Origin of the sequence: Eisenbergiella porci, assembly GCF_009696275.1 — a bacterium.
In the GTDB taxonomy this organism is placed as follows: Bacteria; Bacillota; Clostridia; order Lachnospirales; family Lachnospiraceae; genus Eisenbergiella; species Eisenbergiella porci.
In genome coordinates, this window is record NZ_VUMI01000050.1 from 26169 (window position 1) to 41399 (window position 15231).

12 protein-coding genes and 1 pseudogene are annotated in these 15231 nt (G+C 46.0%); all 13 read left to right on the top strand.

Features of this window, described 5'->3' with window-relative positions; translation table 11 throughout:
- The 13 genes and pseudogenes from FYJ45_RS22575 to FYJ45_RS22635 all read left to right on the top strand — a co-directional run bounded on the left by FYJ45_RS22575 (position 1) and on the right by FYJ45_RS22635 (position 15000).
- Positions 1 to 1362, top strand: coding sequence for a response regulator (locus tag FYJ45_RS22575; protein ID WP_154467330.1), 1362 nt, complete (start codon positions 1 to 3; stop codon positions 1360 to 1362).
- 188 nt (positions 1363 to 1550) lie between these two features.
- On the top strand, positions 1551 to 3344 hold the full coding sequence (locus FYJ45_RS22580; protein ID WP_154467331.1) for an extracellular solute-binding protein: 1794 nt from the start codon (positions 1551 to 1553) through the stop codon (positions 3342 to 3344).
- Positions 3345 to 3435: 91 nt separating this feature from the next.
- Positions 3436 to 4368 (top strand): ABC transporter permease, encoded by a 933-nt coding sequence (locus FYJ45_RS22585; RefSeq protein WP_154467332.1) that lies wholly within the window; start codon positions 3436 to 3438, stop codon positions 4366 to 4368.
- A 14-nt stretch (positions 4369 to 4382) separates the two neighbouring features.
- Positions 4383 to 5273, top strand: coding sequence for a carbohydrate ABC transporter permease (locus FYJ45_RS22590; RefSeq protein ID WP_154467333.1), 891 nt, complete (start codon positions 4383 to 4385; stop codon positions 5271 to 5273).
- Between the two features lie 52 nt (positions 5274 to 5325).
- Positions 5326 to 7638, top strand: coding sequence for a hypothetical protein (locus FYJ45_RS22595; protein ID WP_154467334.1), 2313 nt, complete (start codon positions 5326 to 5328; stop codon positions 7636 to 7638).
- Positions 7639 to 8825: 1187 nt separating this feature from the next.
- Positions 8826 to 9629 carry an ABC transporter permease gene (locus tag FYJ45_RS22600; protein WP_154467335.1) on the top strand — a complete coding sequence of 268 codons (804 nt, stop codon included), beginning with the start codon at positions 8826 to 8828 and terminating at the stop codon, positions 9627 to 9629.
- Between the two features lie 5 nt (positions 9630 to 9634).
- A complete protein-coding gene (locus tag FYJ45_RS22605) occupies positions 9635 to 10411 on the top strand; it encodes an ABC transporter permease (protein ID WP_195841942.1) in 777 nt (258 codons plus the stop codon).
- A gap of 304 nt (positions 10412 to 10715) precedes the next feature.
- A complete protein-coding gene (locus tag FYJ45_RS22610; RefSeq protein WP_154467336.1) occupies positions 10716 to 10871 on the top strand; it encodes a hypothetical protein in 156 nt (51 codons plus the stop codon).
- Between the two features lies 1 nt (position 10872).
- The gene (locus tag FYJ45_RS22615) at positions 10873 to 11769 is read left to right on the top strand and encodes an SPL family radical SAM protein (RefSeq protein ID WP_154467337.1); all 897 of its coding nucleotides are present in this window, start codon (positions 10873 to 10875) and stop codon (positions 11767 to 11769) included.
- A 73-nt stretch (positions 11770 to 11842) separates the two neighbouring features.
- Positions 11843 to 12715 carry a serine hydrolase domain-containing protein gene (locus FYJ45_RS22620; protein WP_035324298.1) on the top strand — a complete coding sequence of 291 codons (873 nt, stop codon included), beginning with the start codon at positions 11843 to 11845 and terminating at the stop codon, positions 12713 to 12715.
- Positions 12716 to 12746: 31 nt separating this feature from the next.
- Positions 12747 to 13115, top strand: coding sequence for an arsenate reductase family protein (locus FYJ45_RS22625; RefSeq protein WP_021640089.1), 369 nt, complete (start codon positions 12747 to 12749; stop codon positions 13113 to 13115).
- Positions 13102 to 13841, top strand: a pseudogene (locus FYJ45_RS22630) (class I SAM-dependent methyltransferase). The gene FYJ45_RS22625 and the pseudogene FYJ45_RS22630 overlap by 14 nt, the downstream one beginning before the upstream one ends.
- A 244-nt stretch (positions 13842 to 14085) precedes the next feature.
- The gene (locus FYJ45_RS22635) at positions 14086 to 15000 is read left to right on the top strand and encodes a helix-turn-helix transcriptional regulator (protein WP_021640093.1); all 915 of its coding nucleotides are present in this window, start codon (positions 14086 to 14088) and stop codon (positions 14998 to 15000) included.
- Positions 15001 to 15231 lie beyond the last annotated feature (231 nt).

Genomic DNA, 15231 nt, shown 5'->3' on the forward strand with positions numbered 1-15231 from the left:
ATGATTAAGGTATTTGTAGTGGATGATGAAAAACTGGTCCGCCGGGGGATTATCGGACTGATTGACTGGGAAAGGTTCGGTATGGAGATCGTGGGTGATTCGGGAAGCAGGGAGGAAACAGTGGAATTCCTGAAGCGGGAAGAGGTGGATCTTCTTTTTTCGGATTTGGAAATGCCGGGGCTTTCCGGGATTCCTTTTCTTCAGGAGGTGAAGCGGGTCAGTCCGAAAATCCAGATCGTAGTTCTCACCATGCACCAGGAATTTGAATTGATTCAGCAGGCCGTGAGAATCGGGATCCTGGATTATATCACAAAGGCGCAGATAGAGGAGGAGAACGTGGACGCCCTGATGAACGGGATTAAAATACGTTATCAGGAGACGATGCGCCATACACAGCTTGGCAAAAGGAATGTGCTTTATAATGAGGTTTATGTCTGGGAGACGGAGGAAAAGGAGCAGGGAGGAGAGGCGGTTAAGCTTCTGGAAAAGAATAATATTCCTTTTGAATTCTTAAGTGAGACTCATCTTCTTTTTTCCGGGGAGTGCAATATCATCCGGCTGAAATCCCTGATAGAGGATTTCGGGGCAGACAGATGCTCGCTCCTGGAGATCAAACAGGTAAAAGGGGTTCCCTATGATCAGCTGGAGGATTTGATGAAAACGGTGGTGGCGGGAAAGTTGTTTGAGGATAGAAAGCCCTCCTGTTTTACCTATGCATATCTATATCCGGAGCTGCTGCAGGAGCAGCCCGGGGCTTCCAGGAAGGAACTTCTGGATTTAAGCCTCCGGATGGAGTTCATGCTACATGAGGAATGCTATGAAGCGGGAATGGCCAAAATCCGTCACGCGGCGCTTTCCAGGGAAGAAAGGACGGCTGTTTTTTATCAGTTCAGCCTGTACTGGTCGGAGTTCTCCGGGAAGGATTTTACCAGATATTTTGAGGAGGTGGGCGGCTTTAGGTGGTGGTATCAGTGGCGGGAATGGTTTGATGAAGTACGGGGCCTGGTGCTGAAAAAGATTGGGGAAGGCGATGAGGAAATCGGCACGATGGAGGCCATACATAAGGCCATGAATTATATCAGGGAGCATATGGACAGGGATATTACGCTGGAGGAGCTTCTCCGTCTGACCGGTATGAGCAAAAGCCATTTTTCCAAGAATTTTAAGAAGGTTACAGGAAAGACATTTGTGACTTATCTGAATGATATGCGTATTGAATCGGCAAAAAAATACCTGGTGGAGACAAAACAACCCATTTATTGGATTGCAAGTCAGGTTGGTTATATGGATGAACACTATTTCCGAAGGATTTTCAGGGAAAGAACGGGAGAAAATCCAAGACAGTACCGTGAAAATAACTAAAAAAGAAATGAAATTATTATTTAAATAGTAAAAGTGCACAATTGTATTACAAAAAGGGGATAATTGTATTTGAAAAAATGAAAAAATACAATTATCCCGTTTTTATGTACAAAAGAACCTTAAAATAATAATTATAATTGATATAATTATAAACAGTAAATAAACGATCATAATAAGGGGGATAAAGTATGAAGAAGAAATTGATTGCAGTACTTCTTTCAGCAGCTATGGTAGCCGGATGTCTGGCCGGATGCGGAGACAGTAAGTCCGCTTCATCAGGCGGCGGCGCTTCGGCCGGAGCGGATGCTGCAAGTACGGAAGCTTCAGGTGCAAATGACACCGCTGCGCCAGCAGATTCCGGTGAGTCGGCAAAGAGCGCGGAGGAGCTTCTGCTGGAGCCTTATGAAGAACCGGTGGACATCCATATCGTACTTCAGTACAGGGAATCCGAGGATCCCAAAACACCTACGGATTGCACGCCTGAAACGTCTACAGCAGTAAAGCTTCTGAAGGAAGAAATGAACATTAACCTAATTTATGACTGGATCGTGAATGCGGATCAGTACGAAGAGAAGTTCGGCGCCGAGCTGGCAGCCGGAAATCTGCCGGATGTATTCATGGTAAATCCCAACGATTTTGAAGACCTGGCAAGCCAGGGCGGCCTTGCGGATCTGACTGAGTATTACGAGAAGTACCGTTGTGATGATCTGGACAACATTTTCAATTATGACGGAAATTTCATCAATGTTGCGAAAAAAGACGGAAAAATTTATGGTCTGCCCATGGGCACGGATCCTGCGCAGACGACCTCTCAGATGATTTATAATATGACTCAGCTTGAGAGTGTGGGAATTACATCCGTTGATCAGCTTCCCAAAACAATAGATGAGTTTGAAGCGCTTTGTGACAAGCTGATGGAAGTTGATTATAACGGCGACGGTAAGATCGGCGGACCTGTAATCCCTGCCTGCAAGAATTACGCAGATGCGCAGCTTGCAGATTTTGAGCCTTTCTTCCATGCTTATGAGACATGGGCCGATGGCTGGTATGATAAAGACGGAACACTGCAGTATGCAGGTATTGATGAAGGAATAAAGACCACTCTGACCAAGCTGAACGAGTGGTATAACAAAGGCTATTTCCAGAAGGATTTTGCCGCATATGATATCTGGGCAGCGGATTCTCCGATTGTAAACGACATCGTGGCCGGGAAATATGCAATCGTTCCCGCATCCTGGTGGGTTCCCAACTGGCCGTTAAATACCAATAAGGTGGAGCATCCCGAATCCAACTGGGTAATTGGGCCCAATCTTTCCCCTGATGGAAAGCAGCCCGCTGTCATGGTTGACCGTTATCCGGTAAATAACTTTGTAGTGGTTGGGCGCGACTGCAAGAATCCGGAAGCCGTATTCAAGATGATGTACTGGTCCTTACAGTATACGCTTGAAAACAGCAATCCTGAAAAACAGAATGCAATGACAGAGGAAGAAAAAACAGAATGGCACAGCTACGTTTATACATGGCTTCCTTACCGTATCTATTCCCCTACCTGCTTAAGAACAAACTTTGAGGTTATCAACAAGCTGGCAGAGGAGGGAAAGACGGAAATTACAGAGGCAGATGCAGCAAAGAATAATGAGTTCTGGGGTTCCTGGGCTTCTTATCTGAACTATAAAGAAAACCCGGATGACGGAGTTGCCTGGGGAACCTATTTCAGCCGGCTTGCCCCGGACGGCGGCGTTGCCAATATGATTCATACCATCGAAACAGCAGACATTATTTATGATGAGGTTTATGTTACAACACCCGCAATGATATCCAGGAAAGCCGAGCTTGACAAGCTGCGCAATAACACCTTCTTAAGCATGGTAATGGGCGAAACACCTGTCTCCGACTTTGACAAATTCGTAGAGCAGTGGAAAGCACAGGGCGGCGATGAAATTGCAAAAGAAGTAAATGAATGGTATCAGAATAATAAATAGTTTTAAAATGCAGCCCAAATAAGGAAGTGTGCCATATTTTACATGTAAAATATGGCATTTTCCTTATCGGCTTGGAGAGGAGTAAATGTCCATGGCACAGCAGAAAACGGAATTAAAAGTGAAAAAGAAAAAAAAGAGCCTGTACAGGACCAGAGAGCTTCATGTCATGCTGATACCGGCGGTGGTGTTTACCACTGTTTTTGCATATCTGCCAATCTTTGGCCTGGTTATGGCATTTCAGGATTTTAAACCCCTGATGGGCTTTCGGGAGTCTCCCTTTGTGGGACTGAAGCAGTTCCAGTATATTTTTACAATGCCAAGCTTCAGGACGGCTTTTGTAAACACTATGATCATTTCTTTTTTTAAAATCATATTAAGCATACTGGTGCCTCTGATACTGTCGCTGATGCTGAATGAGGTAACAAAAAGCTGGTTCAAGCGTTCTGTGCAGACAATCGTATTCATTCCCTATTTCTTTTCCTGGGCGATACTTGCGGGAATGATTCTTGAGATTTTTGCTTATGACGGTATTATCAACAACACAATGATGCATCTGTTCGGCATGGAGCCCACGGCCTTCCTGGTAAGCAACAAGTACTTTAGAACGATTATTATCGGTTCAGATGTATGGAAGGGGATGGGTTATAATACGGTGCTGCTGCTGGCGGCTATCACCAATGTGGATCCTACTCTTTACGAGGCTGCCCAGGTTGACGGCGCGGGTCGTTGGAAACAGGTGCTTCATGTAACGCTTCCCAGCATACTTCCCATGGTGGCGGTTCTTACTGTACTTGGCCTGGGAAATATCCTGAATGCTGGATTTGAGCAGATTTTGATTATGTATAACCCTACCGTTGAAAGGACTGTGGATATTCTGGATACCCTGGTTTACAGGCTTGGTATGACGAGTCACCAGTATTCAGCCGCGGCGGCTATGGGACTGTTTAAATCGGTAATTTCGCTGATCTTTGTGGGAACCAGTTATCTGATTCTCTATAAAAAGAGCGATTACCGTGTATTTTAAAAGGGGGCAGGCAGATGAAAATCAAACGTTCCGGTTCTTATTATGTTTATCAGGTGTTTAATACGGTCGTCCTGACGCTTGTGGCGCTGACCTGTATTTTCCCGATTCTGCATGTCCTTGCCATGTCCTTAAGCAGCAGCAATGCCGCTATGGCAGGGCGTGTAACCTTTATTCCGGTGGAGTTTTCCCTTTCCGCTTATGAATATCTGATGAAAAAGAAGGATTTCTTCCATTCCGTGGGAATTGCAGGCGGAAGAGTTGTGATAGGTACGGCGCTGAATATGATTCTGATCATACTGACTGCTTACCCGCTTTCCCGTTCCCCGATTCATTTCAGGGGACGTACCTGGTATATGGTGTATTTTGCCATAACCATGTTCCTGGGCGGCGGCCTGATCCCTACATACATGATTATTAAAAACCTGCATCTTCTGGACAGCTTCTGGGTTCTGATCCTTCCCTGCGCCATGAATATCTGGAATGTAATCATCATGATGAACTTTATCAGGGGGCTGCCCAGGGCGGTGGAGGAGGCGGCCTTTGTGGATGGGGCCAATCACTGGCAGACGCTGTTTCAGGTGATTCTGCCCATGTCCAAACCGTCCCTGGCTTCGCTGCTGCTGTTTTCCATGATCGGCCATTGGAATTCATGGTTCGATGGAATGTTCTATATGAACAATCCGAATAATTATCCTATGGCAACCTATCTGGCAACGCAGATTATCAATAATAACCAGACTATGACAAATATGACTCCTGAGCAGTTGGCTTTGCTGTCCAGCCTCAGTGAAAAAACGGTAAGAAGCGCACAGCTGTTTATTTCCATTATTCCTATTTTGGTTGTTTATCCGTTTTTACAGAAGTTCTTTGTAAAGGGGATCACTGTAGGATCTGTAAAGGAATAAAGAAAGTAACAGTTCAGGCGCCTGATATGTGAAGGAAAGAGAGGGGCTTTAGATGAGTTTTGCTGAGGTTAAGAAGGTGAATGGAAGTCCGGCTTTGGTGATTGACGGCAGGGCATATCCGCCGATGGCTATGACTACGCGGTTTCATAAGGCTGAATATATTAAACGGCTGGGGGAGTCGGGGCTGGAGGTTTTCTTTTTGATGACAAATACGGACTGGCTGAGGCCGGGGCGGGATTTTGTGGATGAATCCGGAATAAAGCAGCATGAGGACAGCGGGATGGAGGCGTTTGTAAAGAACGCCCGGACGCTTCTTAATGAGGTGCCGGATGCTTATATTATTGTGAGAATCGGACTGCATCCTCCGGTTGACTGGATGGAGGAGAATAAGGATGAGCTGATTACTTATCAGGATGGAAGCCATGAGCCTGCAATCCTGGCTTCTGAGGTGCATCGGGATGAGATTCCGGGAATGTATTCGTTTGCTTCCGAAAAGTGGAGGGAGGCGGCGGGAAAAGCGCTGAAGGAATTCTGTGATGAGGTGGATTCTCTTCCGTTTGCAGACAGGGTAATCGGATATTTTCTGGCGGCGGGGGGAACCTCGGAGTGGTATCCGGTAAATGTACTTTGTGACAGAACGAAAAATAAGTATGGAGATTTCTCTCCTGCATTTGTGAAGTTTTATGGAGAGTTTCTGAAAAAAAGATATGGTTCGGAGGAAAAGCTGAAAAAAGCCTGGAAGAGGGAGGATGCTTCCTTTGATAAGCCGGTGATTCCCAATGTGCAGGAGCAGTATTTTATTTTCATGGAAGAGGGCATCATGGATGCCATGAAGTATTATGAGAGCGCGGACCGTATTATTGGGAAAAATATTGATATGGACGCGGAGAAGGCTGCCAATCTTGGGGTGTTCCTGAATATGGAGGATTACAGGTATGTGGCAGACTTTTATGACGCTTTCCATGAGGTTACGGCGGATGCAATCATTTATTTTGCCAGGCTTTTGAAGGAGCGTTATGCAGGGAAAATCGTAGGGGCGTTTTATGGCTCTTATGGTTGCACGGATTTCTTTAACAGCAGTACGGCTACTTCCACGCTTCCGATACTCGACTGCGGGTATGTGGATTTTCTGGCGGCGCCGGGGGTCTATAACAACCGGGAGCCGGGCGGCTGTGTGGCGCAGCGTGAGATGCAGGATTCCTTCAGGCTCCGCGGACAGATGTTTGTGGCGGAGGAGGACAGCAGGACGCATCTGGAGGACAGCTTTTACCGGGATGCCATGGGGCTGTATGATGTGAGGGACAGTATTGTAACTTTGAAGAGGGATTTTGCACGGGTGCTGTGCGAGGATATTTATGCATGGTGGTTTGATCAGCATGCGGAAGGCGGGCGTTATCAGCATGAGGAGATTTATAAGCTGTTTCGCAGGCAGGAGGAAATCGCGCGTTTTGCCTATGGGCTGGACAGAAATAAAGAAAATGAAATTGCCCTGATTTATGATCAGGAGAGCTGCCATACGGTTTCCATGTATACGAATACGCTGATGCTGGATTATTACAGAACCTCCGATTTGGCAAGGATCGGCGCTCCGGTGGATTATTATTTCCATAATGACTGTATCAGGGACGATATGCCGGATTATAAGCTATATGTGATGATGAATGTTTTCCGGCTGACGGATGAGGAAAGAGAAGCAATTATCCGGAAGGCCAGGAAAAATCATGCGGTAGTGCTTTGGCTGTATGCGCCGGGCTTCATTAACCCGGATGCAGAAGCTGTGATGTGCAATGAAAATATAGAGCAGCTGACCGGGTTTAAGACGGGGCGGATTGATCATACATGTTCGCCCAGGTTTAAGATAAGCAGGCTAGATCATCCGGCGGTGCGGTACGCGGTGGAGGATCGCAGGTATGGCTATATTGACAGGGATGTGCATTCCAATGTATGGCTGGAAAATGTAATTCTGCCTGCCTATATGAATCCTGGTTTTTATATTGATGATCCGGAGGCGGAGATTCTGGGCACTTATTGCGAGCTGGGACTTCCTGCTTATGGGTTGAAGGAGATGGACGGCTGGACGAGTGTGTACTGCGCGCCCCAGATTATGCGGTCTGAGCTGCTGGCTTCCCTGGCGGAGTATGCCGGATGCCATCTTTACAATAAGGATGATGATGTGCTTTATGCCAATAAGAATTTTGTGATGGTCCATGCCTCTTATAAGGGAAAGCATACGGTTTATTTCAAAAAGGAATGCAGCCCCTTTGAGGTGTATGAGAAGAGGTATTACGGACATAATGTGACAAAGCTGGAGGTTGAGATGCGTATGGGGGATACGCTGATGTTTTCACTGAATGGGGAGTGCTGAGAGTTTTCCTTGAATGGGGAAATCTGAGAGTTTTGGCAAAGGTTTAGCTGATGGGAAACGTGCGCTGGCTGGCGTATGTATGGTATGAGGCCCTGTACTGTTTGGATTGACGGTATAGGGCTTCTTATTTTTGTTGGGGGCGGGATGGTTGGAAATGATTTTTGAAAAGGCAGTAATAAGAGGTTTTAGAAGCAGTTGCTTTGTCAGATTGGATAAAAAAAGGATTTAAGGATGGGGGAAGATTAATAGAAAGAAATATAGAAAATAATATAAAATACTCTCCAAAGTAATTGTTTATAAACATTTTATAGATATAGTTATTGTTTCATTTATTATTTTTTGATATACTATAAACGGTGCTACCCTACACGGTAGGCGGTTGCCCTCTTACGGAGGGAAAAGGATGCCAGCATCCTTTGTGACCCTCTGATTACATAGAAACCTGTTTTCAGGAATATGATACGAAAGAGGGAATGGATAATGAGCGACTTTGAACTGTTATCGCTGGTGTTAATGATTCTTGCAATCATTATTCCGCTATTGATAGCTTACATAGAAGCAAAGAAATAACCGCCGTGTCCCTAACAAAGATTGGCGGTTATTTCAGCTAAAATTTTAATGGGGCAACCGTCTATCGGTAGCACCTTTTATGTAAATATATTAACACTTTTATCGCTTTTCTGCAAGATCTTTTCTGCTATTAAAGAATTCTTGTGTGACAGTTCAGGCAGGTTTGCGCATTTACTGCGCAAACCGTGAGAAAACGTGGTGACAGCAGGCATCCGCCACTCGCCGAAGGCGACTTATAATGGGCGGATGCAGTAACAGTTCGGCCGAAGACTGAACTGTTACATTCTTGCAATCATAATTCCACTTTTGATAGCTTACATAGAAGCAAAGAAATAACAACCACGTCCCTGAGAAAGATTGGAGGTTATTTCTAGTCAAATTCAATGAATGGGACAACTGTCTATAGGTAGCACCTTCTATATCATTATGATAGCACTATTCACGTTGATTTGCAATATATCGTAAAAAATACTTCAATATTTAAAATAATTTAATTTTTTATTTTCTGCCTTTATCTACTATTAATCACTTGAAAAATATCACCGCAACGCGTATGATAAAGATCCCCCGAAATAAAGTAAACCTTCTAAATCATCCCCATCAAAAGGAGTACCATCATGAAAAAATACATTACGGTGTTCCGCATCCGTTTTATCAACAGTCTGCAGTACCGGGCCGCTGCGTTTGGAGAAATTCTGAAAAGCTTCGCATGGGCATTTATGGAAATCCTGGCATATACCGCCCTTTACCGCACTGCGGGAAATGCCTTTCCAATGGAGTTTTCGCAGACCGTATCCTATGTTTGGATGCAGCAGATATTATTTCTCATGTATTCAGTGGTGTTTGGTGATGAGGAAATTTATACGGCTATCGGCAGCGGTTCCATAGCCTATGAGCTTGTGCGCCCAATGGGGCTGTACGGCCGCTGGTTTTCCCAGTCCGCGGCGAACCGGGTGGCGTTTATGTCTGTGAACAGCCTGCCGGTATTGTTGATTGCGGCGCTCCTTCCGAAGCCGTACAGGATGGCTTTGCCCCAGAATCTGATGCAGATCCTTCTTTTCTTCATATCCGCGGCTCTTGCCCTGGGCGTTGTGGTAGCCTTTGCCATGCTGATGTATGTTTCGCTTTTTTACATAGTATCGCAGAGAGGGATAAAAATCATAGTGACGGCGATCACCACATTTTTGTCTGGCGGCGTGATACCGCTCCCATTTTTTCCGGATCAGGTACTGACTGTGGTGAGGGTACTTCCCTTTGCGGCGATGCAGAATATGCCGCTGCAGATATTCTGCGGAAAGCTGACCGGTATGGATGCCATGCAGGGTGTCTTTTTCCAGCTATTTTGGCTGGCTGCCCTGGTTTTAACCGGACAGCTTTTTATGAGGGCGTCTCTTAAAAAAGTCGTGGTACAGGGAGGGTGAGAAGTATGAAGCTTTATATGAATTTGGTGGCCATGAATCTGAAAAGCCAGATGCAGTACCGGGTTTCTTTTCTGCTGACAACGTTGGGGCAGTTTATTACGGCCTTCACTTCCTTTTTTGGGCTGTATTTTATTTTCTCCAGGGTAAATGCTATTGATGATTTTAACTATAACCAGGTATTACTGTGCTTTGCCGTAGTAATGATGGCTTTTGCCATTGGAGAAATGTTCGGCGGCGGCCTGGCCGTATTTCCAAGAATTATGGGAAATGGTGAATTTGACCGCGCCCTCGTCCGCCCGAGAAACATTATTCTGCAGATACTGGTTCCCAATATGGATTTCACACGTCTCGGCCTGCTGATCCAGGCTGTAATTGTGCTGTGCTACGCGGTTCCGGGAAGCGGTATCCTTTGGGACTGGAAAAAAATCGTAACCCTCTTTCTCATGATACTTTGCGGAAGCATATTATTTTTCAGCCTTTTTCTTCTGAAGGCCACATTTACTTTTTTTACAATTCAGAATCTCAATTTTATGAATATATTCACCTACGGGGCGCGTGAGTTTGGAAAATATCCCTTTTCCGTCTATGGCAGTGGTATTCTCAAGGTTCTGACCTTTGTGATTCCTCTGGCGCTTTTTCAATATTATCCGCTTCTTTATCTGATGGACAGGAAGCAGAGTCCGGTTTATATGTTAATGCCCGTAATATCCCTTCTTTTTCTTCTTCCCTGTTATATTTTCTTCCGGATCGGCCTGAAACATTATAAATCCACAGGTTCATAATTTGGTAACAGTTCAGGCAGGTTTGCGCATTCACTGCGCAAACCGTGAGAAAACGTGGTGGCAGCAGGCATCCACCCCTCGCCGAAGGCGCTTATCATGGGCGGATGCAGTAACAGTTTGGCCGAAGGCTGAACTGTTACATAATTTGCATGGAAATTGTAAAAAAGAATAGACAAATTCGGAAAAAGAGAATATAAAGAATATATTGAGGAGAAGTACTGAAATTTGCCGTTCAGGCAGAGGCCGGATCATTGAAGAAGGCCGTCAGTTACACTGGTTGTTCTGTTTATGAGGAGATTTATCTATGGAAAAGAAAAAGGCACTGCTTTGCGGCAGTGTATTAGTGTTGGGCGCGGCTTTAATGGCTGCGGGTTTTATGACGGCGGAAAGCGCAGGATTCTTTGGCGGAGTGCTGGAGGAGGCCGTAGGCTTTTGCATGCAGTACATGGGAGTGGCTTAATTTGGAATACGTACCCGCGAAAACAATTGTGACCAGGACAAAGTCCACGGCATGGTTTGGTATTGATTACAATATGAATATTTACAGGGGATGCTGCCATGGGTGTATTTACTGTGACAGCCGTTCCGCCTGCTATCAGATTGATCATTTTGATACGGTAAGGGCCAAGGAGGATGCGCTGCGGATCATACGGGATGATTTGCGGCGGAAGGTAAAAACCGGTGTGGTAGGCACGGGGGCTATGAGTGATCCCTACAATCCTTTTGAAAAAAAGGAAGAGCTGACGAAACATGCGCTCCAGTTGGTGGACGCATTTGGTTTTGGAGCGGCGATTGCAACAAAAAGCGATTTGATTTTGAGGGATATTGATATCCTCTCAGATATCAAAGAGCATTCCCCGGTTTTATGCAAGATTACAATTACTGCTGCAGGGGATGGGCTTGCCTCCAAATTGGAACCGGGGGTATGCCCCTCCTCCGCCCGTTTTGAAGCGGTAAAAAGGCTGAGTGAGGCGGGGATTTTTACGGGCATTCTTCTGATGCCTGTCCTTCCCTTTCTGGAGGATAATGAGGAAAATGTGGTTTCCATTGTACGAAAGGCCCATGAGGCCGGGGCAAAATTCATTTACCCGGCGTTTGGCATGACAATGAGGGAACGGCAGCGGGAATGGTATTATGCTAAGCTGAAGGAGATTTTTCCGGAAGAAGATTATGTATCCCGGTATCAGAAAAGGTATGGGATCCGCTATAAATGTACCAGTCCCAGAGCCGCCGCACTTTGGGAGGTATTTACCCAGGAATGCAGCAAATTCGGGATTCTTTATGAGATGAAGCACATTGTCAGGGCTTATAAGCGGGGCTATGAATGTACGCAGCTGAGCCTGTTTGATAATATATAATTTGATAAAAAGGGTAAAAGCCGGAAGCGGCGGAAAAACCAAATTCTGCCCTGCAAAACAAGGGGATATGAAAATGGATATCAGGGAAATTGAGTACAAAGCGGAAGAGATGAGGATCGTAAATCTGGCTGTCATGAAGGACGGACAGGTGATTCTGAAAAGGGACTGGGACGTGGAGATGCGAAGAAACCAGTATTCCGCCAGCAAAAGCTTTACCAGCGCAGCGGTGGGAATTGCGGAGCGGGAAGGGCTGCTTGGCCTGGAGGAAAAGCTCTGCGATGTGTTCCGGGAGGAAGTCCCTGAAAATCCTTCAGAAAATCTGCAGAAGGCCACGGTGCGGGATTTGCTTACCATGTGCCTCGGACAGGACGGCGCTTATCTCATGGGGGAACAGCGTCCGTTTATGGAAGAAAAGGATTGGGTGCGCTACAGTCTGTCCCGGCCTTTCACACAGGAGCCGGGAACCTGTTTCCTGTATAATAATGTGGGGCCTTATCTGGCCGGTATCCTGGTGCAGAGAAGAGCGGGCTGCGATTTGATAAATTATCTGATGCCCAGGCTGTTTGAGCCCATGGGAATCAGAAGGCCGACCTGGGAAACGGATCCTTTTGGATATAGCTTCGGCGCGGGCGGTTTGTTCTTATGTGTGACGGAGCTGATGAAGTTCGGCCAGCTTTGCCTGCAGGAAGGGGAATGGGACGGAAAGCAGCTGATTCCCAGGGCATATATGAAGGAAGCCGTGAGAAAACAGGTGGAAAACGGGGAAGATGGTTATGGCTATCTTTTCTGGAGAGGCCCTTATGATTCCTACCGCGCAGACGGTAAGTACGGACAGTTCGCCATTGAGCTTCCTGAAAAAAATGCCGTGATTGCAATCAATGCGGAAGCCCGTGATGCAATAAGCATGATGAACTGCTGTATGGATGTGATTGTGCCGCAGCTGTAAAAACAAAATAGGTAAAAAGGAGTGTAAAGCCATGTTATTTATAGAATATCCCAAGTGTTCCACCTGCCAGAAAGCAAAAAAATGGCTGGATGAAAGAAAAATAAGCTATGAGGACAGGCATATAGCCCAGAATAATCCTACGGAGGAAGAACTGAAGGAATGGTATAAAAGAAGCGGGCTGCCGTTAAAAAGGTTTTTTAACACAAGCGGCCTGAAATATAAGGAGCTGGGGCTGAAGGACAAGCTGCCGGAAATGAGTGAGGAGGATCAGCTGAAGCTTCTTGCCACGGATGGCATGCTGGTAAAGCGCCCTCTCATTGTGGCGGAGGATTTTATACTGACAGGCTTTAAGGAAAAAGAATGGGAAGAGAAGATGAGGGATAATCTTGAAAGAAAATAAATATGATGAGAATGTTTTTTTTGATAAATACAGTCAGATGGAGCGGTCGAAGAAAGGGCTGGAGGGAGCAGGCGAATGGAAAACCCTGAAGGAAATGCTTCCGGATTTTACAGGGAAGAAAGTTCTTGATCTTGGCTGCGGCTATGGCTGGCATTGTGAATATGCGGCGGATCACGGCGCTGTGCAGGTGGTGGGTGTGGATATTTCAGAGAAGATGCTGAAGGAGGCAGAAAACCGCCACAGCAGAGAAAATATAACGTATCTGTGCTGCCCTGTTGAAGATGCGCAGTTTGAGGAAGGCGAATTTGACATTGTGTTAAGTTCCCTTGCACTTCATTACATCAGGGATTATGATCAGATTGTGGATAAGATCCGAAAATTTTTACGTCCTGGTGGATATTTTATTTTTTCTGCGGAGCATCCTGTTTTTACCGCAGAGGGAAGCCAGGACTGGTTTTATGATAAAATGGAAAACCTCTTCATTTTCCGGTGGATAATTACTATTATGAGGGAAAAAGAAATGCTGTTTTCCTGGGGGAGCCTGTAATCAAGTATCACAGGACACTGACAACATATATTTCCACTTTGATAAAAAAAGGCTTTGCTATTATGGATGTCCAGGAGCCGCAGCCGCCGGAGGAAATGCTGGATACGGTTCCGGGGATGCGTGACGAAATGCGCCGGCCGATGATGCTGATCGTATCGGCACGGAAAGAAAATGAATGAGTACCGGCAAAAGGGCGGTGTGCAGGGCAGGGTATCTGAAAAGAGACCCTGTCTTATTTTTTAGACAAAGACATGAAAATGCCGGATTTACAGGGATGCAACCTGTGGGTGACAAATTGCAATATGCTGATTTCTTGTAAATACAGGCCTTCTGTGGAAAAATAAGCTTATAAAAAAGGTAACAGCCCAGTTATATGAACTGTTGCAAAAGAAGAACGTAATCAGACGGCGGATAGGAGTGTTTATGAAAAAATTTTGTGATAAGCTGATTGTGCTGCGCAGGGAAAAGGGATTGTCCCAGGAGCAGCTGGCGGAATACCTGGAGGTCTCAAGGCAGTCCGTCAGTAAATGGGAAGCGGATAAAACCATGCCGGAAATCAGCAAGCTGATTGCAATTTCCGGACTGTTCCAGGTGTCCCTGGATTATCTGTTGATTGATGACTGTGAAAACCGGAACGGAAGATTTCCAGGAGTGGAAGACGTACCGGACTACGGTGCGGGGAAGGGCCTGGGAGGCAGTGATATCAAGAGGCAGCAGGATAGCGGACAGTGGGAAATGGATGCCGGATGGCCGGAGACTTCATCGCGGGAAACTGAGGAAATGAAGAAATCCCTGAATGAAATAAAGGAATTTATCGGCTGCAGGGAAGGTTTTGAATATAAAAGCAAGGCTTCTGTTTTTGGCCTTCCTCTGGTTCATGTGAAATTCGGAGGCGGAAACGGGAAGGTCAGGCTCAGGGATGCGGCATGGGGAATCATTGCAGTGGGTAATCTGGCATTTGGAGTGGTGAGCGTGGGGATTTTTTCAGCTGGCGTACTCAGTTTTGGTGTACTGTCTCTGGGACTGCTTTTTTCCCTGGGGGTTATTTCCCTGGGAGCGATGACAGTTGGAGTGGTTGCGATGGGAATTGTGACAGGCGGTATTTCCAGTGTGGGGATTTATGCCACCGGAGTTGCGGCGGCGGGGAAGGAGGTTGCCACCGGAGTGTCGGTAAGCGGAAAGACGGCGGCCGGCATGCAGGGCGCCAGGATAAGTGGATGGAATATGACCGTGACGGACAGTCTCACATCAAAGGAAGCCATGAAGGATTTTATCCTAACCTACAATCCGGGGCTTCCCGGATGGCTCGTAAATTTTCTTACCCTGATCTATAAATAGCAAAAACGGAAAAGGCCGGAAAACATGGAATAGGAAAGCCGGATATGCTATACTTTTCATAACACATGGCAGATATGTAAATGGGGTGTCCTGATTGCAGGTAAAGGAGCTTCCTGTATAATTCAAATATAGGGAATTCCGAGAAAGAGGGTTGAGAAAAAAATACCTCAGAGTAAAATAAGATTACTGACTTTGCGGGTTAGTAAAAAATCTTATTAAAACAGTGAGGTA